The sequence below is a fragment of the Pseudomonas sp. B21-054 genome (assembly GCF_026016345.1).
Taxonomy (GTDB): domain Bacteria; phylum Pseudomonadota; class Gammaproteobacteria; order Pseudomonadales; family Pseudomonadaceae; genus Aquipseudomonas.
In genome coordinates this window covers 1074297-1092608 of sequence record NZ_CP087204.1, presented here as the reverse complement: position 1 = coordinate 1092608, position 18312 = coordinate 1074297, and the positions used below count along the sequence as shown (strand labels likewise).

At 60.8% G+C, this 18312-nt stretch carries 24 protein-coding genes; 11 read left to right on the top strand and 13 right to left on the bottom strand.

Features of this window, described 5'->3' with window-relative positions:
• Entirely contained in the window at window positions 1-720 is a 720-nt protein-coding gene (locus LOY70_RS04645; protein WP_123342758.1) for a DUF4198 domain-containing protein, read from the top strand.
• A gap of 129 nt (window positions 721-849) precedes the next feature.
• Here LOY70_RS04645 and hisC read toward each other — a convergent pair whose 3' ends face one another.
• The 10 genes from hisC to LOY70_RS04595 form a co-directional block, all read right to left on the bottom strand.
• Window positions 850-1902: a histidinol-phosphate transaminase gene (gene hisC / locus LOY70_RS04640; protein ID WP_265033780.1), complete on the bottom strand. Its 1053-nt coding sequence runs from the start codon at window positions 1900-1902 to the stop codon at window positions 850-852.
• A 1-nt stretch (window position 1903) separates the two neighbouring features.
• A complete protein-coding gene (gene hisD / locus LOY70_RS04635; protein ID WP_123342760.1) occupies window positions 1904-3241 on the bottom strand; it encodes a histidinol dehydrogenase in 1338 nt (445 codons plus the stop codon).
• A 123-nt stretch (window positions 3242-3364) separates the two neighbouring features.
• The gene (hisG, locus tag LOY70_RS04630; RefSeq protein WP_025211870.1) at window positions 3365-4000 is read right to left on the bottom strand and encodes an ATP phosphoribosyltransferase; all 636 of its coding nucleotides are present in this window, start codon (window positions 3998-4000) and stop codon (window positions 3365-3367) included.
• A gap of 128 nt (window positions 4001-4128) precedes the next feature.
• On the bottom strand, window positions 4129-5394 hold the full coding sequence (gene murA / locus LOY70_RS04625; protein WP_025211869.1) for a UDP-N-acetylglucosamine 1-carboxyvinyltransferase: 1266 nt from the start codon (window positions 5392-5394) through the stop codon (window positions 4129-4131).
• 22 nt (window positions 5395-5416) lie between these two features.
• Window positions 5417-5656, bottom strand: a complete 240-nt coding sequence (locus LOY70_RS04620) for a BolA family protein (RefSeq protein WP_265033776.1) — start codon at window positions 5654-5656, stop codon at window positions 5417-5419.
• A gap of 114 nt (window positions 5657-5770) precedes the next feature.
• Complete coding sequence (locus LOY70_RS04615) at window positions 5771-6088, bottom strand: lipid asymmetry maintenance protein MlaB (RefSeq protein WP_265033774.1); 318 nt, start codon at window positions 6086-6088, stop codon at window positions 5771-5773.
• Window positions 6085-6738, bottom strand: a complete 654-nt coding sequence (locus LOY70_RS04610; RefSeq protein WP_265033772.1) for a phospholipid-binding protein MlaC — start codon at window positions 6736-6738, stop codon at window positions 6085-6087. The genes LOY70_RS04615 and LOY70_RS04610 overlap by 4 nt, the downstream gene beginning before the upstream one ends.
• An 11-nt stretch (window positions 6739-6749) precedes the next feature.
• Complete coding sequence (gene mlaD, locus LOY70_RS04605) at window positions 6750-7217, bottom strand: outer membrane lipid asymmetry maintenance protein MlaD (RefSeq protein ID WP_025211865.1); 468 nt, start codon at window positions 7215-7217, stop codon at window positions 6750-6752.
• A complete protein-coding gene (gene mlaE / locus LOY70_RS04600; RefSeq protein ID WP_025211864.1) occupies window positions 7217-8014 on the bottom strand; it encodes a lipid asymmetry maintenance ABC transporter permease subunit MlaE in 798 nt (265 codons plus the stop codon). Before mlaE ends, mlaD begins: the two co-directional genes overlap by 1 nt.
• Window positions 8014-8823 carry an ATP-binding cassette domain-containing protein gene (locus LOY70_RS04595; RefSeq protein WP_123415406.1) on the bottom strand — a complete coding sequence of 270 codons (810 nt, stop codon included), beginning with the start codon at window positions 8821-8823 and terminating at the stop codon, window positions 8014-8016. The genes mlaE and LOY70_RS04595 overlap by 1 nt, the downstream gene beginning before the upstream one ends.
• Window positions 8824-9097: 274 nt before the next feature.
• Between LOY70_RS04595 and LOY70_RS04590 the strand changes: the two genes are divergently transcribed.
• The 10 genes from LOY70_RS04590 (at window position 9098) to LOY70_RS04545 (ending at window position 16105) form a co-directional block, all read left to right on the top strand.
• Entirely contained in the window at window positions 9098-10072 is a 975-nt protein-coding gene (locus tag LOY70_RS04590) for a KpsF/GutQ family sugar-phosphate isomerase (RefSeq protein WP_265033768.1), read from the top strand.
• On the top strand, window positions 10073-10597 hold the full coding sequence (locus tag LOY70_RS04585) for a KdsC family phosphatase (protein WP_025211861.1): 525 nt from the start codon (window positions 10073-10075) through the stop codon (window positions 10595-10597).
• Between the two features lie 7 nt (window positions 10598-10604).
• On the top strand, window positions 10605-11174 hold the full coding sequence (gene lptC, locus LOY70_RS04580; protein ID WP_123342766.1) for an LPS export ABC transporter periplasmic protein LptC: 570 nt from the start codon (window positions 10605-10607) through the stop codon (window positions 11172-11174).
• Entirely contained in the window at window positions 11161-11709 is a 549-nt protein-coding gene (lptA, locus tag LOY70_RS04575) for a lipopolysaccharide transport periplasmic protein LptA (protein WP_123342767.1), read from the top strand. Before lptC ends, lptA begins: the two co-directional genes overlap by 14 nt.
• Entirely contained in the window at window positions 11709-12434 is a 726-nt protein-coding gene (gene lptB, locus LOY70_RS04570; protein WP_018614004.1) for an LPS export ABC transporter ATP-binding protein, read from the top strand. The genes lptA and lptB overlap by 1 nt, the downstream gene beginning before the upstream one ends.
• A 164-nt stretch (window positions 12435-12598) precedes the next feature.
• Window positions 12599-14092: an RNA polymerase factor sigma-54 gene (locus tag LOY70_RS04565; protein ID WP_025211857.1), complete on the top strand. Its 1494-nt coding sequence runs from the start codon at window positions 12599-12601 to the stop codon at window positions 14090-14092.
• Between the two features lie 76 nt (window positions 14093-14168).
• Window positions 14169-14477 carry a ribosome hibernation-promoting factor, HPF/YfiA family gene (hpf, locus tag LOY70_RS04560; protein ID WP_039592236.1) on the top strand — a complete coding sequence of 103 codons (309 nt, stop codon included), beginning with the start codon at window positions 14169-14171 and terminating at the stop codon, window positions 14475-14477.
• A gap of 12 nt (window positions 14478-14489) precedes the next feature.
• Window positions 14490-14954 (top strand): PTS IIA-like nitrogen regulatory protein PtsN, encoded by a 465-nt coding sequence (ptsN, locus tag LOY70_RS04555; RefSeq protein WP_265033759.1) that lies wholly within the window; start codon window positions 14490-14492, stop codon window positions 14952-14954.
• A gap of 2 nt (window positions 14955-14956) precedes the next feature.
• Window positions 14957-15814 (top strand): RNase adapter RapZ, encoded by an 858-nt coding sequence (rapZ, locus tag LOY70_RS04550; RefSeq protein WP_265033757.1) that lies wholly within the window; start codon window positions 14957-14959, stop codon window positions 15812-15814.
• A 15-nt stretch (window positions 15815-15829) separates the two neighbouring features.
• Entirely contained in the window at window positions 15830-16105 is a 276-nt protein-coding gene (locus tag LOY70_RS04545; protein ID WP_265033755.1) for an HPr family phosphocarrier protein, read from the top strand.
• A 219-nt stretch (window positions 16106-16324) separates the two neighbouring features.
• Here the strand turns inward: LOY70_RS04545 and LOY70_RS04540 are convergent, their stop codons facing one another.
• The 3 genes from LOY70_RS04540 to LOY70_RS04530 are packed head-to-tail and all read right to left on the bottom strand — an operon-like array spanning window position 16325 to window position 18300.
• Complete coding sequence (locus LOY70_RS04540) at window positions 16325-17215, bottom strand: ZIP family metal transporter (protein ID WP_265033753.1); 891 nt, start codon at window positions 17213-17215, stop codon at window positions 16325-16327.
• Between the two features lie 30 nt (window positions 17216-17245).
• A complete protein-coding gene (locus LOY70_RS04535; RefSeq protein WP_265033752.1) occupies window positions 17246-17857 on the bottom strand; it encodes a superoxide dismutase in 612 nt (203 codons plus the stop codon).
• Window positions 17858-17859: 2 nt separating this feature from the next.
• Complete coding sequence (locus LOY70_RS04530; RefSeq protein WP_123415401.1) at window positions 17860-18300, bottom strand: hypothetical protein; 441 nt, start codon at window positions 18298-18300, stop codon at window positions 17860-17862.
• Window positions 18301-18312 lie beyond the last annotated feature (12 nt).

The following is an 18312-nucleotide window of genomic DNA, read 5'->3' as shown; positions in this document are numbered from 1 at the left end:
ATGAAACACCCCAAGACACTCGCCCTTCTCGGCTTGCTCCTGGCTACACAAGTTTCGGCCCATGGCCTGTGGACCGAACAACGGCGTGGCAACATCGAAGTGATCTACGGTCACGGCGCCGAGGACAATGCTTTCAAGGCGCAGAAAATCAGCGGCGCATGGGCTTATGACCTGGGCGGCAAAATGATCCCGGTCACCGTGGAACGCTTGCCGGACCACGCCCGCCTGCAACCGCTCAAGCCGCCGGCCGCGCTGGCAGTGGCGCTGGACAATGGCATGTGGTCACAGACCGCCGACAAGAAGTGGATCAATGAGGGTCGCAGCAAAGTGCCGGGGGCGATCGAGTCGACCCATACCTTCAAATACAGCCTGGCCATCTACGAGCCGGGGGCGAAACTGCCGGCATTGGACTCGATCAAATTCCTGATCTTGCCGGAGGTCGATCCACTGACCGTAGGGCCGGGCCAGCCATTGCCTGTCAGGGTATTGCTCGACGGCAAGCCGGCAGCCGGCGTGAAACTGGTGGGCGACTACCGCAGCGCCCCGGACACCGTATCGACTGAAACCGATGCCGAAGGCCGGGCCAAGGTCGTGGTGCGTAACGAGGGGTTGAATGTGATTGCCGCGCAGCTGGAAATTCCGCTCAAGGACAACAAGGACGTAGCCACACGCGGCGTCTTCACCTCGCTGACATTCGTCGGCGAGCCGCATCACGAATAAGCCCTGAACACCTGAAAGCAATGTGGGAGCGAGCTTGCTCGCGATAGCGATGGTTCAGTCAGTACTGAAGTGACTGACACACCGCTATCGCGAGCAAGCTCGCTCCCACATCAGGTTCATCGCCAGGCTTTAGAGTTCGCCGAGGGCTTCGATCAGCGCCTGGTTCTGCTCTGGCGTGCCAATGCTGATCCGCAGGAACTGGGCAATCCGCTCCTGCTTGAAGTGCCGCACGATCACACCTTGCTCCCGCAGTTTCGCCGCCAGGCCTGCCGCATCGTGCCGGGGATGACGGGCGAAGATGAAATTGGCCGCCGAAGGCAGCACCTCAAAGCCCTTGGCTTGCAGTTGCGTCACCACCCATTCCCGGTGCTCGATGACCAACCGGCAAGTCTTGTCGAAGTGCTCGCGGTCGTCGAACGCCGCCGCGCCGCCGACATTCGCCAGGCGATCCAGCGGGTAGGAGTTGAAGCTGTTCTTGATCCGCTCCAGCGCTTCGATCAGGTCCGGATGGCCTACCGCCAGGCCCACCCGCAGTCCTGCCAGTGAACGGGACTTGGACAAGGTCTGGGTCACCAGCAAGTTCGGGTAACGGTCCACCAGGCTGATGGCCGTCTCGCCGCCGAAGTCGATATAGGCTTCATCGACCACCACCACCGAATCCGGGCTGGCCTTGAGAATTTGCTCCACGGCCTCCAACGCCAACAGGCAGCCGGTCGGCGCGTTCGGGTTGGGGAAAATGATCCCGCCGTTCGGCTTGGCATAGTCCGCCGGATCGATCCGGAACTGTGCGTCGAGGGGCACGGCGTCGAACTGGATGCCGTACAACCCGCAATACACCGGATAAAAGCTGTAGCTGATGTCCGGGAACAGCAACGGCCGGTCGTGTTGCAACAGGCCGTGAAAGATGTGCGCCAACACTTCATCCGAACCGTTGCCCAGGAACACTTGGTTGCCCTGCACACCGTAGTACCGGGCCACGGCGTTTTTCAGCAGGTCGCTGTTGGGATCCGGGTACAGGCGCAGGTTGTCGTTCAGCTCGGTCTGCATCGCCGCGAGCGCCTTGGGCGAAGGCCCATAGGGGTTCTCGTTGGTGTTGAGCTTGACCAGGCGGGTCAGCTTCGGCTGTTCGCCCGGCACGTAGGGCACCAGGTTCTTGACGAACGGGCTCCAGAATTTACTCATTTCAGTTCCCCTGCCCTTCAATGGAAGGCTCGTCAAGAATGCGGTATTCGGCGCTGCGGGCGTGGGCGCTCAGCGATTCGCCACGGGCCAGCACGGAAGCGGTCTTGCCCAGTTCGGATGCGCCCTGCTCGGAGCAGAAGATGATCGACGAACGTTTCTGGAAGTCATACACCCCCAGCGGCGATGAGAAGCGCGCGGTGCCGGAAGTGGGCAGCACGTGGTTGGGGCCCGCGCAATAATCACCCAGGGCTTCGCTAGTGTGGCGGCCCATGAAGATCGCACCGGCGTGGCGGATCAGCGGCAGCCAGGCCTGCGGGTCGGCGACCGACAACTCCAAATGTTCCGGCGCGATGCGGTTGGCAACCTCGATGGCCTGTTCCATGTCGCGGACCTTGATGAGTGCGCCACGGCCGTTGATCGAAGTGTTGATGATCTCGGCGCGGTCCATGGTCGGCAGCAGCTTGTCGATGCTGGCGGCGACCTTGTCGAGAAACTCGGCGTCCGGGCTGACCAGGATCGCCTGGGCGTCTTCGTCGTGCTCAGCCTGGGAAAACAGGTCCATGGCGATCCAGTCCGGATCGGTCTGGCCGTCGCACACCACGAGGATTTCCGAAGGGCCGGCGATCATGTCGATGCCGACCTGGCCAAACACGTGACGCTTGGCGGTGGCGACATAGATATTGCCTGGCCCGACCACCTTGTCGACCCGTGGCACGCTTTCGGTGCCATAGGCCAGCGCAGCGACGGCCTGGGCGCCGCCGATGGTGAACACCCGGTCCACCCCGGCGATACAAGCGGCGGCCAGCACCAGTTCGTTGATTTCACCCCGCGGCGTCGGGACGACCATGACCACTTCGGTCACGCCGGCCACCTTGGCCGGGATCGCGTTCATCAGCACCGAGGACGGATAGGACGCCTTACCACCCGGTACGTACAAGCCGGCACGGTCCAGCGGCGTGACTTTCTGGCCCAGCACCGTGCCGTCGGCTTCGGTGTAGCTCCAGGAGTCCTGTTTCTGTCTTTCGTGATAGTCGCGCACCCGCGACGCGGCTTTTTCCAGGGCTTCGCGCTGGGGCACGGTGATCCGGGTCAGGGCCAGCTCCAGACGCTCGCGCGGCAGGATCAGGTCGGCCATGGACGCCACTTGCAAGCCGTCGAATTTCTGGGTGAACTCCACCAGGGCTTCATCGCCACGCTCGCGCACGGCCTTGATGATGTCCAGCACCCGCTGATTGACCGAGTCGTCAGACACACTTTCCCAGCTCAGCAGATGATCCAGATGATGGGCGAAATCCGGGTCGGCAGCGTTGAGTCGGCGAATCGAAGTGGGAGCGGTCATAGCGAGGGCCTCATTAATGGCAAATGCTCAGGCGCCCTAAGCTACCAGTCCATTCGCGTGGGCACCTGAGAAAATTGGCTATGACACGGATAGACGGGCGCGACTCAAGGTCGCGCAGGTGAATCAGCCGCGGTGTCGCGATTCCACTGCCTTGCGCAGGGTATCGATCAAAGCCTGGATTCGGGCGTGTTGCATCTTCATCGAAGCCTTGTTGACGATCAGCCGGGAGGTGATGTCCGCGATGAAGTCCTGGGGCTCCAGGCCATTGGCCCGCAGGGTGTTGCCGGTGTCGACCACGTCGATGATCTTGTCCGCCAGGCCGATCAGCGGCGCCAGCTCCATCGAACCGTACAACTTGATGATATCGACCTGACGGCCCTGCTCGGCGTAATAACGCTTGGCAACGTTGACGAACTTGGTCGCTACCCGCAGGCGGCCCTTGGGCTCTGGCGCGCCGACTTTACCGGCCGTCATCAGCTTGCAACGGGCGATCTGCAGGTCCAGGGGCTCGTACAAACCCTGGCCGCCGTATTCCATCAGCACGTCTTTACCGGCAACGCCCAGGTCGGCGGCGCCATGTTCCACGTAAGTCGGCACATCGGTGGCACGCACGATCAGCAAGCGCACATCGGCCTGGGTCGTGGGGATGATCAGCTTGCGGCTCTTGTCCGGATTCTCGGTCGGCACGATGCCCGCTTCAGCCAGAAGCGGCAGGGTGTCGTCAAGGATGCGGCCCTTGGACAGTGCGATGGTCAACATGGGAAACGTCAGTCCTTATCAAGGTACTCATGCCCGGTCGCAAGCGGCGCCGGACATACATCGAGGGTGCAACCACCCTCGAATGAAACGAAATCAACGGATGCGTCCCTGCATCCATGCAACCAGAACTAGCCCGGTACGCGGCGGATCTTGGCGCCAAGCATCTGCAACTTCTCTTCGATGCACTCATAACCACGGTCGATGTGGTAGATACGATCGATGAGGGTATCGCCTTCGGCCACCAGGGCCGAGATCACCAGGCTGGCCGAGGCCCGCAGGTCGGTGGCCATGACTGGCGCGCCCTTGAGCTTCTCGGTGCCGGTGACAATGGCCGTGTTGCCTTCGACTTGGATCTTGGCGCCCATGCGGTGTAGCTCGTAGACGTGCATGAAACGGTTTTCGAAGATCGTCTCGATCACTGCGCCCGTGCCTTCGGCAATGGCGTTGAGGGAGATGAACTGGGCCTGCATGTCAGTCGGGAACGCCGGGTACGGAGCGGTGCGCACGTTGACGGCTTTGGGCCGCTTGCCGTGCATGTTCACTTCGATCCAGTCTTCGCCGCAGGTGACTTCGGCACCGGCTTCCTTGAGCTTCTCCAGGACGGCTTCGAGGATGGTCGGATCGGTGTCCTTGACCTTGACGCGGCCACCGGTGACGGCAGCGGCCACCAGGTAGGTGCCGGTTTCAATCCGGTCCGGCATCACCTTGTAGGTGGCCGAATGCAGACGCTCGACGCCATCGATGGTGATGGTATCGGTGCCGGCACCGCTGATCTTGGCGCCCATGGCGATCAGGAAGTTCGCCAGGTCGACCACTTCCGGCTCGCGCGCGGCGTTTTGCAGCACGCTGCGACCCTTGGCCAGGGCAGCGGCCATCATGATGTTCTCGGTACCGGTCACGCTGACGGTATCGAAGAAGAAATTCGCGCCGCGCAGGCCACCTTCAGGTGCCTTGGCCTTGATGTAGCCGCCTTCGACGTCGATCACCGCACCCATGGCTTCCAGGCCGCGAATGTGCAGGTCCACCGGACGCGAGCCGATGGCGCAACCGCCAGGCAGTGCAACTTCCGCCTCACCGAAGCGGGCAACCATCGGGCCCAGCACCAGGATCGACGCGCGCATGGTTTTCACCAGCTCGTACGGCGCAATCAGGGTCTTGATGGTGCGCGGGTCGATCTCGACGCTGAGCTTCTCGTCGATCACCGGCTCAATGCCCATGCGCCCGAACAGCTCGATCATCGTGGTGATGTCGTGCAGGTGCGGCAGGTTGGCCACGGTCACCGGGCCATCGCACAGCAGGGTTGCGGCCAGGATCGGCAGGGCGGAGTTCTTTGCCCCGGAAATACGGATTTCGCCATCAAGACGAACACCGCCGGTAATAATCAATTTATCCATAAGAATCTCGACGCCCTTGGGCTCAGGTGCGCTCGGCCCAGGCCGCGCTGCTGAAAAATTTCATAGTGACCGCGTGGATGCTGCCATCGGCGATCCATGGGTTCAAATGGGCATAGACTTGCTGTTGACGCTTCACCGGGCTCAACGCCGCCAGTTCATCGCTAATCACGTTCAGCTGAAAGTTGCAGCCTTCGCCCTCAACTTCAATTCGAGTTCCGGGCAGCTTTCCTTCGAGGAAGCTCTTCACTTCTATGGCCTGCATGCTCAACCTCAATCGGCGCCCTGTGCGCGCGGGTCGCACATCATACAAAAAAGCCCCGCGCCTGCGAACCCCGCGAAGCAGGACTCTGACGGGGGGCTTTTTCAAGGATGTGGGTCAGGGGTGCACAAGCAGCTCGGTCAGTTCGCTGACCTGGGCTATCTCACGCATGTCTTCGGGCATCCCTTGGATGCTCCACGTTTTACCGGCAGCCTTGGCGTCCCGCATAAAGCACAGCAGCAGCGACAGACCGACACTGCTGGACTTCTCGACGCCCGAGCAGTCAATCACCAGCTCGGCGCCTTTGGCGGACCTGATCAGCGCCTGGCCTTGCTTGCGCAGGGTCGGACCGGTGCGATAGTCCAGCACGCCGCGGAGCATCAGCTCGCCGGCCTCACCCAGACGAACGGCTGACTCGCTTGTCAACTCACTCATTGCGCCTGCTTCTCTTGGGCATCTTGGGCCACTTCCTTGGCCTTGGCCACTTCACCGGCCCAACCGTTGATGGTCTTGTCCAGATCATTGCCATTGCGCTGCATCGCGTCGGCGAACTGATCACGGAACAGCTTGCCGATGTTGATGCCATTGATGATCACGTTGCGCACTTTCCACTCGCCGTTGATGTTCTCGAGTGTGTAGGACACAGGATAGACCGCGCCGTTACTGCCCTTGACCTGCATGTCGACGCTGGTGCGGTTACCGCTTTCGTCCTTGGCCGGCGAAACGGTGATGCCCTGGTTGTTGTACTCGAGCAGGGCATTGCCATAGAACTGCATCAGGCTGCGCTTGAAGTTTTCCTGGAAGCGGGTCATCTGCGCAGGGGTAGCCTTGCGCGAATACTTGACGGTCATGATGCTCTTGGAGATGCCGTCGGCGTCCACCACCGGGCCGACGATACCGTTCAGCGCATCATAGAACGCCCCCGGGTCCTGCTTGTACTTCTCCTTGTTGGCGGCAAGATCCGCCAGCAACCGATTCGTGGTGTCCTGGATGATGTCGTGAGCCGAAGGCGCGGCCACGGCGTTGGCCATCAACGGCAGCGTCGCGAGCAACACCAACAGGCCACGTCGCAAGATAGAGATCATTCAAAAGCTCCTCATTTGGCGTCTTTGCTAACGGTATTGAGCAGGAATTTACCGATCAGGTCCTCGAGCACCAGCGAAGACTGGGTATCGTGGATGGTCTCGCCATCCTTGAGCAGCTTGTCTTCCCCGCCCACGCTGATGCCGATGTATTTCTCGCCCAGCAACCCAGCCGTGAGGATAGATGCAGTGGAATCAGTCGGCAGGTTATCCACGCGCTTTTCCAGCTGCAGCGTCACCCGACCAGTGAAACTGTCACGGTCCAGATCGATTGCCGTGACCTTGCCGATGGTTACACCGGCCATGGTCACCTTGGCTCTGACCGTCAAACCGGCGATATTGTCAAAATAAGCATAAAGTTTATAAGTATCGGTGCTTGCCGTCGGCGCCAGGCCACTGACTCGCAGGGCCAGCAGCAGCAAAGCCAGGATGCCAGCCAGCAAGAAAAGGCCGACACCGATTTCCAGGGTGCGGTTTTGCATCAGAAATCTCCAAACATCAAGGCGGTCAGAATAAAGTCAAGGCCCAGGACCGCCAGCGAGGCGTACACCACGGTCTTGGTTGTGGCACGGCTGATCCCCTCTGACGTGGGCTCACAGTCATAGCCTTGAAACACGGCGATCCAGGTCACCACGAAAGCGAATACGGCACTTTTGATAACGCCGTTGAGCACATCGTCGAGAAAGTCGACGCTGTTCTGCATGTTGGACCAGTAGGAACCTTCATAGACCCCCAGCCAGTCGACGGCCACCCATGAGCCCCCCCAGATCCCCACGACGCTGAAAATGATCGCCAGCACCGGCAGGGAAATGAAGCCGGCCCACAGGCGCGGGGCAACGATGTATTTAAGCGGGTCGACCCCGATCATTTCCAGGCTGGACAGCTGCTCGGTGGACTTCATGTTACCGATTTCGGCCGTCAGCGCCGAACCGGCACGCCCGGCGAACAGCAGCGCAGTCACCACCGGCCCGAGTTCACGCAACAACGTCAGCGCGACCATCTGCCCGACTGCCTGCTCCGAACCGTAGCTGGACAGAATACTGAAGCCCTGAAGCGCCAGCACCATACCGATGAAGATCCCCGAGACCACGATGATCACCAGGGACATCACGCCCACCGAGTGCAACTGCTTGACCAGCAGGCCAAAACCGCCGCCCGTCGAGTTGCGCCCAAACAAGGCGTGCATCAGAAACAGCGAGGAACGACCCAATATCGCCACCACGTCGATGCCGGAACGGCCGAACAGGCGAACTCTTTCTATCAGTGATTTCTTGCGCATCAGCGCTTCCCCAGCAGATCGGTACGGTAATCCGTGGCCGGAAAATGGAACGCCACCGGGCCGTCCGGATCACCTTTCATAAATTGGCGAATGCGCGGGTTGTCAGAATCCTTCAGCTCCTGGGGCGTGCCCTGCCCCAACACCTGGCCGTCGCCGACAACATAGATGTAGTCGGCAATACTCGCGGTTTCAGCCAAGTCATGGGACACCACGATGCTGGTGATGCCCAGCGCATCGTTGAGCAGGCGGATCAGGCGCACGAGCACGCCCATGGCGATCGGGTCCTGCCCGACGAAGGGTTCGTCGTACATGAGGATCTTCGGATCGAGGGCAATCGCTCGCGCCAGCGCAACCCGGCGCTTCATGCCACCGGACAACTCGTCCGGCATCAAATCGAGGGCGCCACGCAGCCCGACCGCCTGCAACTTGAGCAGGACGATGTCGCGGATCATCTCTTCCGGTAGGTCGGTATGAACCCGCAGAGGGAACGCCACATTCTCGAAAACGTCGAGATCGGTAAACAGCGCACCACTCTGGAACAACACCCCCATGTGCTTGCGCGCATCGAACAGATCGCCGCGCGACAGTTCGGGAAGATTCTGGCCGTTGACCCAGACTTCGCCCGCATTGGGACGCAGTTGTGCACCCATCAGGCGCAGCAGTGTGGTCTTGCCACACCCGGAAGGCCCCATGATACCGGTCACCTTGCCGCGCGGGATGCGAATATCAATGTCATTAAAAATGCTGCGCGTCCCTCGCTTGAAGGACAGTCCCTTCAGCTCGACCGCGTAGGCGTTGTCGGCACTCATCTAAACTCCTTGCGATGCAGCCTCACATTCGAACGCCCAGGCCAGCCGACCAACGCCGGTACCGCCGGGCATGCGAACCGGCGGCGAACTATATCACTGCAACAGCCAAGCGCCCAAGACCAACCCTGCGCCCGTTAAGCCTGGTTTAAGGTAAAAAGCCACATTTTATGTCGAACCTTGCGACCCCTTGAACAAAGCATGACGAACTTACGTGAGGGAATTGTTCATTGCCGCTATAATCGCCGCCTTTTCATCGGGCTATACGATTTCTGACATGAGCCAATCCAGCGACCTGATTCAATCGGCACAACGTACCATCCGCCTCGAGCTCGAAGCCGTACAAGGCTTGCTGCCCCATATCGACGCTGATTTCGTACGCGCCTGCGAGATGATTCTGGCCAGCAAGGGCCGCGTGGTCGTGGTCGGCATGGGCAAGTCCGGGCACATCGGCAACAAGATCGCCGCCACCCTGGCCAGCACCGGCACCACGGCCTTTTTCGTCCATCCGGCAGAAGCCAGCCACGGTGACATGGGCATGATCACCCGGGACGACATCATCCTGGCCCTGTCCAACTCCGGCTCCACCAATGAGATCATCACCCTGCTGCCGCTGATCAAGCGCTTGGGCATCCAGTTGATCAGCGTCACCGGCAATCCGGATTCGCCGCTGGCCAAGGCCGCCGAAGTGAACCTCAACGTCCATGTCGAGCACGAAGCCTGCCCGCTGAACCTGGCGCCCACCTCTTCCACCACCGCGGCGCTGGTCATGGGTGATGCACTGGCTGTCGCCCTGCTGGAAGCGCGCGGGTTCACCGCTGAAGATTTCGCCTTTTCCCATCCGGGCGGCGCCCTGGGCCGTCGCCTGTTGCTGAAAGTCGAGAACGTGATGCATGCCGGCCAGGAGTTGCCGCAGGTACTGCGCGGCACGCTGCTCAAGGACGCACTCATGGAGATGACCCGCAAGGGCCTGGGCATGACGGTCGTTCTCGAAGCCGACGGCAAGCTCGCCGGGATCTTCACCGACGGCGACCTGCGCCGCACCCTGGACCGCACCATCGACATCCACAGCGCGACCATCGAGCAAGTCATGACGCCCCATGGCAAGACCGCACGCGCCGAGATGCTCGCCGCCGAGGCCCTGAAAATCATGGAAGACCACAAGATCAGCGCCCTGGTGGTCGTCGACGACGAAGACCGTCCGGTGGGCGCCCTGAATATGCACGACTTGCTGCGTGCGGGAGTCATGTAAATGAACACAGACCTGCTGCAACGTGGCAAAGCGATCAAACTGGCCGTGTTCGACGTGGACGGCGTGCTGACCGACGGCCGCCTGTATTTCCTCGAAGACGGCAGCGAATTCAAGACCTTCAACACCCTCGACGGCCAGGGCATCAAGATGCTGATGGCCGCCGGCGTACAGACCGCTATCATCAGCGGCCGCAAGACCCCGGTGGTCGAGCGGCGCGCAAAGAACCTTGGCATCCCGCACCTTTACCAGGGTCGCGAAGACAAACTGGTGGTGCTGGACGAACTTTTGGGCCAACTCAACCTAAGCTACGAACAAGTCGCCTACCTCGGTGACGACCTGCCTGACCTGCCGGTGATTCGCCGGGTCGGCCTGGGCATGGCCGTCGCCAACGCGGCCGCGTTCGTACGCGAGCACGCCCACGGCATTACCACGGCACGAGGCGGCGAAGGGGCCGCGCGTGAATTCTGTGAACTGATCCTGCGCGCCCAGGGCCGCCTCGAAGCGGCCAACGCCGCGTACCTGTGAGCCATTTATGCTGAGCAAGAAGATTCGCACCATCGTGGTGTTCGGCTGTATCGCGGCGATTTTCGCGGCGGTGGGCTACTGGAACATCAGCCCGGAACGCTTTCTCGACCAACCCGCGGCCACGGTCGAAGAAAATATCGACTGGTACGCGACCAACACGCATACCCTGCAATACCTGCCCGATGGCAAAGTGCAGTATGAGATGACGTCCGACAAGGTCGACCATGTAAAGGCCACTGATATTACGCTGGTGACCAAGCCGGACCTGAACATGTTCCGCGGCACCGAGTTTCCGTGGCACGTGCAGAGCCTGCGGGCCGAGGTCAACTCCGGGGGCACTGAGGTGGAACTGATCGATTCGGTCCGCGTGGCCCGGACCGATGAGAAAAACCGCACGACCATCATCACCAGCAGTCGCATGACCGTGTTCCCACAGCAGCAATATGCGCAGACCGAGCAACCCGTTAGAATCGACGGCGCCGGAGGGGTATCGACCGGCACGGGAATGAAAGCGTATTTGAAGGAAAGCAGGATACACCTGCTATCGAACGTAAGAGGACAGTATGAAGCTCGCTAAAACCCTCCCTATTTTGCTCAGTCTGGGCGCAGCACTGGGAAGCGCGAGCGCCTGGGCTCTTCCCAACGATCGTGACCAACCTATCCGCATCCAGGCCGACGACGCCCAGCTGGACGACAAGAACGGTGTAGCCACCTACAAGGGTGACGTGATCATCACCCAGGGCTCGATGAAGGTCACCGGCAACACCGTGACCATTACCCGCACCCAGTCCGGCGATATCGACGTGGTGACCTCGGTGGGCAACCTGGCCTACTTCGAACAGATCCAGACCGCCGGCGACACCAAGCCTGTGCAAGGCTACGGGGTGACCATCCAGTATCACGCATCCCAGGACCGTGTCGTGCTGATCGACCGCGCCAAGGTCGTCGACAAGGACGGCAACGTCACCCAAGGCGAGAAAATCGTCTATGACACGAACAAAAAACTGGCCAGCGCCGGTCGTGCCACCGGCAGCAAGGTCACCGAATCGCGCCCACGCATCGACATGGTGATCCAGCCGAAAAAGAAAACCGACGAGCAGAAGGCCCCGTAATGGCAACTCTGAAAGCTCAGCATCTGGCCAAGAGCTACAAGAGCCGCCAAGTCGTGCGTGATGTCAGCCTGTCTATCGACAGCGGCCAGATCGTCGGCCTGCTCGGCCCCAACGGCGCGGGCAAGACCACCTGCTTCTACATGATCGTCGGCCTGGTCCAGGCCGATCAGGGCCGCGTGCTGATCGACGACCTGGACGTCAGCCACCAGCCGATGCACGGCCGGGCAAAGGCCGGCATCGGCTATCTGCCACAGGAAGCGTCGATCTTCCGCAAGCTGTCGGTGGCCGACAACATCATGGCCATCCTCGAGACCCGCAAGGAGCTCGACAAGGCCGGCCGCCGCCAGGAGCTGGAAAGCCTGCTGCAGGAATTCCACATCAGCCACATCCGCGACAACCTGGGCATGAGCCTGTCCGGCGGCGAACGACGCCGCGTGGAAATCGCCCGCGCCCTGGCCACCGCGCCGAAATTCATCCTGCTCGACGAACCGTTCGCCGGCGTGGACCCGATTTCGGTGGGTGACATCAAACAGATCATCCATCACCTCAAGGCCAAGGGGATCGGCGTGCTGATCACCGACCACAACGTGCGCGAGACCCTGGATATCTGCGAAACCGCCTATATCGTCAATGACGGCCAACTGATCGCCGAAGGCGATTCCGCGGCCATCCTGGCCAATGACCTGGTCAAGGAAGTGTACTTGGGCCATGAGTTCCGCCTGTAAGCGCAAAGTGTCTGGCCAATCGCCAGGGCGTCGCTAATTTTATTATGGCGACGCCCTAGGCAAACACTTCAGTTTCAGGCATATAATTTGCTTAAGTTTGGCGCTTCGGCGCCCTGTAGTGGATGGCGCATGTGCGCCGGCGAATAAGGTGTTAAGCCCCTGCCATGAAACCATCGCTAGTCTTGAGAATGGGCCAGCAGCTGACGATGACACCGCAGCTGCAACAGGCCATCCGCCTGCTCCAATTGTCGACCCTGGACCTGCAACAGGAAATCCAGGAGGCCTTGGAGTCCAATCCGATGCTCGAACGCCAGGAAGAAGGCGACGACTTCGACAACACCGATCCGCTGGCCGATAACGTCGAGCAAAAAACCAATACCGAAATTCCGGAACCCTCCTACCAGGAAGCCGCCCCGACGGTGGATAACCTTGAGGATGGCGAATGGAATGAACGCATCCCCAACGACCTGCCCGTGGACACTGCCTGGGAAGACGTCTACCAGACCAGCGCCAGCAACCTGCCCAGCAGCGATGACGACGAGTGGGACTTCACCACCCGTACCTCTGCCGGCGAGAGCCTGCAAAGCCATCTGCTGTGGCAGCTGAACCTGGCGCCGATGTCCGATACCGATCGCCTGATCGCCGTGACCCTGATCGATTGCATCAACAATCAAGGCTACCTGGACGAGACCCTCGAAGAAATCCTCGAAGCCTTCGACCCCGAGCTGGACATCGAGCTGGACGAAATCGAAGCCGTCCTCCATCGCATCCAGCAGTTCGAACCGGCCGGCATCGGTGCCCGCAACCTGGGCGAATGCCTGCTGCTGCAACTGCGCCAGTTGCCTGCCAAGACGCCATGGCTGGCCGAAGCCAAGCGATTGGTCACCGATTACATCGACCTGCTGGGCGGTCGCGACTACAGCCAACTGATGCGCCGCATGAAACTCAAGGAAGACGAGCTGCGCCAGGTGATCGAACTGGTCCAGAGCCTCAACCCGCGCCCTGGCTCGCAGATCGAGTCCACCGAACCCGAATACGTGGTCCCTGACGTGATCGTGCGCAAACACAACGATCGCTGGCTGGTGGAACTCAACCAGGAGTCGGTGCCCAAGCTGCGGGTCAATGCCCAGTACGCCGGTTTCGTCAGGCGCGCCGACACCAGCGCCGACAACACCTTCATGCGCAACCAGTTGCAGGAAGCACGCTGGTTCATCAAGAGCCTGCAAAGCCGCAACGAAACCCTGATGAAAGTCGCCACCCAGATCGTCGAGCATCAGCGCGGCTTCCTGGAGTACGGCGACGAAGCGATGAAACCGTTGGTCCTGCATGACATTGCCGAGGCGGTGGGCATGCACGAGTCGACGATATCCCGGGTAACCACCCAGAAATTCATGCATACCCCCCGGGGCATCTATGAATTGAAATACTTTTTCTCCAGCCATGTCAGCACCTCCGAAGGCGGCGAATGCTCGTCCACGGCCATCCGCGCGATCATCAAAAAACTGGTCGCTGCGGAAAATCAGAAAAAGCCGTTGAGTGACAGCAAGATCGCTGGTTTACTGGAGGCACAAGGCATTCAGGTGGCCCGCCGTACCGTCGCCAAATACCGCGAGTCCCTCGGGATCGCACCTTCGAGCGAACGCAAGCGGTTGATGTAACGGGCCACGCCACAGCGTTCCAGTGGCAGGCATTTCTGCCTGCCGCTTTATGCACTGGCAACGAAGGAGAAGCTGTATGCAAGTCAACATCAGTGGACACCAACTGGAAGTGACCGAACCCCTGCGCACCTATATCGGCGAAAAACTCGACCGATTGGAGAGGCATTTCGACAAGATCACCAACGTGCAAGTCACGATGAACGTCGAGAAGCTGCTGCAGAAGATCGAAGCCACGCTGCATATCCCCGGCGGAGAAGTGGTCGCCAACGCGGAGCATTCAGACATGTATGCCGCAATTGACCTGCTGACCGACAAGCTGGATCGCCAACTTAAAAAGCATAAGGAAAAGACCCAGAGCCTCCTCCAGGGCGCAACCGGTCGTTAACCCCCCCAATCCATGATCCGACTAGAATCCATCCTGACCCCCGGCCGTTCCATGGTGAACGCGCCGGGCGGCAGTAAAAAGAAAGCCCTCGAACAAATCGCCAACCTGATCCACCGCGAAATGCCGGATCTGGAAATGCAGGACGTCTTCGAGGCCCTGGTTGCCCGTGAAAAACTCGGTTCCACCGGTTTTGGCAACGGCATCGCCATTCCTCACTGCCGCCTCAAGGGTTGTACCGCGCCCATCAGTGCGCTGTTGCACCTTGAAGCCCCCATAGATTTCGACGCCATCGATGGCGCACCGGTCGACCTGCTGTTCGTACTGCTGGTCCCGGAAGCGGCTACCGATGCGCATCTCGAGCTGCTGCGCCAGATTGCCAGCATGCTGGACCGCAAGGAAGTTCGCGAAAAACTGCGCAGCGCACCGAGCAACGAAGCCTTGTATCAGGTTGTCCTGGACGAGCAGAACGGTCATTAAACATGCGCATGATCATTGTCAGTGGCCGCTCCGGCTCCGGTAAAAGCACGGCGCTCAATGTGCTTGAGGACAACGGCTACTATTGCATCGATAACCTCCCGGCCGGCCTGCTGCCGGAGCTGGCCGAACGCGCCTTGATCCACACTGAACTGGCGCAACCGCTGGTGGCGGTGTCCATCGATGCACGCAACCTGCCAAGCCATCTGTCGCGCTTCCCCGAGTTGCTGGAGGAAGTACGCAACCGGCATATCCAATGCGATGTGCTGTACCTGGACGCCGATGAAGAAACGCTGCTCAAGCGCTTTTCCGAAACCCGTCGACGTCACCCGCTGAGCAACGCCAGCCGTTCCCTGGCTGAAGCCATTCATGACGAAAGCCACCTGCTCGGCCCGATCGCCGACCTGGCGGACCTGAAGGTCAACACCACGAACCTGAACCTGTATCAGCTACGCGACACCATCAAGTTGCGCCTGCTGAACCAGCCGGAGCCAGGCACGGCGTTCCTGGTGGAATCCTTCGGTTTCAAGCGTGGCATGCCGGTAGACGCCGACCTGGTGTTCGATGTGCGCTGCCTGCCCAACCCTTATTGGAAACCGGAATTGCGTGAGCAGTCCGGGCTCGACCAGCCGGTGATCGACTACCTGGCCGCCCAGCCGGATGTCGAAGACATGTACCAGGATATCTCCAGCTACCTGCTCAAATGGCTGCCCCGCTTTGCCGCGAGCAACCGCGCCTACGTCACGATAGCCATCGGCTGCACGGGTGGCCATCACCGCTCTGTCTACCTGACCGAACGCCTGGGTCAGCTCCTGCAACAATCCCTGAAGAACGTCCAGGTTCGCCACCGCGACCTCAGCTAAAGGATTCACATCGCGATGCCTGCTCGGGAAATTGAAATCATCAACAAGCTGGGCTTGCATGCCCGTGCGTCGGCCAAGTTCGTCGGGATTGCCGGTCAATTCAAGGACACCACCATCCGGGTCGGGCGCACGCCTGAGTCTACGGTCGACGGTAAAAGCATCATGGCGATGATGATGCTCGCAGCCGGCAAGGGCACCAAAATCCACCTGCAAACCGAAGGTGATCGAGCGCAGGAAGCGATGGATGCCCTGGTGGACCTGATCAACAGGTATTTCGACGAAGGCGAATAATTCCCCTGTGGTGCAGGCGCGGATTGATCGTTCCCACGCGCAGCAAAGGAATGCATCCTGTGACGCCCTGCGTCACCTTGCAGAAGCGGAACGCGGAGCGTCCCTGGCGGCGTTCCCACGCGGGAGCGTGGGAACGATCAAAAACCAGATCGCTCTAGTTCCCTGCGCGACAGCGCAGCGTCGAAGACGCGGCGGCTCCCTCGCCACAAAGGCATTGCGTCACGCCAACGCCGTATCCATCACCATCATCAGGCAAAACCCCACCAGCAACCCCAGGCTCGCCAGCTTGTCGTGGCCATTGCGGCGTGATTCGGGAATAACCTCATGAGTCACCACCAGCAACATCGCCCCGGCCGCCAGTGCCAACCCCAGGGGCAGCAGCATCTCGGCCAGGCTCACCAACCAGGCGCATAACAACGCGAACACTGGCTCGACCACCCCTGACGCGGCGCCAATCAGGAACGCCTTGACCCGCGACATCCCAGCCGCAGCCAGCACCAGTGCGATCACCAGCCCTTCCGGTACATCCTGCAAGGCGATCCCCATTGCCAGGCTATCGGCATCGGGCATGCCGCCACCCGCCGACACGCCAACGGCCATTCCTTCGGGAATGTTGTGGGCCACGATGGCAAACACGAACAACCAGATCCGCGGCGCGATGATCGGGCGTCCGGGCGTCTCTATCAGCCTTGCGGGGCTGGCTGACACCTTGCGATCCACCAGATACAGCCCGAAGGCCCCCAGCAGGATGCCGAAGCTGATCAGGCCACTGGCCGCCCAAGGCGTGAGCCCCAGCTGTTCGGCCGCGGCAATGCCCGGCACGATCAGCGAAAACGCCGTGGCGGCCAGCATCACGCCAGCACCGAAGCCCAACAACGAATCACTCACGGCCTGGGGCATGCGCCGGATGACCAGCACCGGCACGGCGCCCAACGCCGTACCCAAGGCGCATAACCCACCGCCCTGCAGCGCACGCAACAGTCTCGGCTCCAGGTCCAGCCACGCCAGGCCCTGGGCCGCCAGCAATGTCATTCCGGCCAACAGCAACAACGATCCCAAGGCGTAGCGGAACATCCGCCCGCTCCCTATCGCCAGCGTTTCAGTATCCATAGTCAGCCTTGGATGATTTTCATGAGGCAGTCAGGCCAGCGCAGCCTGGTAACGGCGTGCGACTTCCGGCCAGTTGATCACGTTGTAGAACGCGTTGATGTATTCAGGCCGACGGTTCTGGTACAGCAAGTAATAAGCGTGTTCCCAGACGTCCAGGCCCAGGATCGGCGTGTGCCCGTTCATCAACGGGCTGTCCTGGTTGCCGCTGCTTTCCACCACCAAAGTCTTTTTCGGGGTCACGCTCAACCAGGCCCAACCGCTGCCGAAACGGGTCAGCGCCGCTTTGGTGAAGGCTTCCTTGAATCGCTCGAGACCACCCAATTGCGCTTCGATCGCGGCGGCCAGGGCCCCTTCGGGTTGCCCCCCGCCCTGGGGCGCCATGACCTCCCAAAACAGCGAATGGTTGGCGTGGCCACCGCCCTGGTTGATCACTGCGGCCCTGAGGCCTTGCGGCAATTGCTCGACGCTGGCCAGCAATTTTTCCACGGGCCAGCCGGCGTATTCAGTGCCGTCGACCGCAGCGTTGAGGTTGTTGATGTAAGTCTGGTGATGCTTGGTGTAGTGGATCTCCATGGTTTGCGCATCGATGTGCGGTTCCAGGGCGTCGTAGGCGTAGGGCAATGCAGGCAAGGTAAAAGCCATTTTCAATGAACTCCGTAATGAACAGGGGCGTTGCGCTGCCGGGGCGAAGCGGCATTGCAGTGCAGCAGGCGCTGGGTGCGAGGGTATTCACCGTGCTCGCTGATGAACGTCAGCAGTTCGATATAGGTCTTGTGGCTCTGACGCAACGCGGCAGCGCGCAGGGCCGGCGCCATACGCTCGTCCTGCACGGTCTGCAGCAAACGCTGGTGGATGGCGCAGAGGTACTCGGCGCTCTCCTCCGGCTGGTTCAGGCGCAAGTGCAGATCCGCCAGGTTGTGGTGGGAGACGACGCAGGCGGCCACGGCTTCGTCGGCATCTGCCCAGCGCTCAAACAGCACTTGGGCCAGGGCCAGCGCTTGCAGATAGCCTTCGCGGGCGTCCACCAATTCACCTAGCATGAAACAGCGATTGGCTCGTTCGATCGTGCGTTTCCAATGTTCCACGGTGAGTCCTCC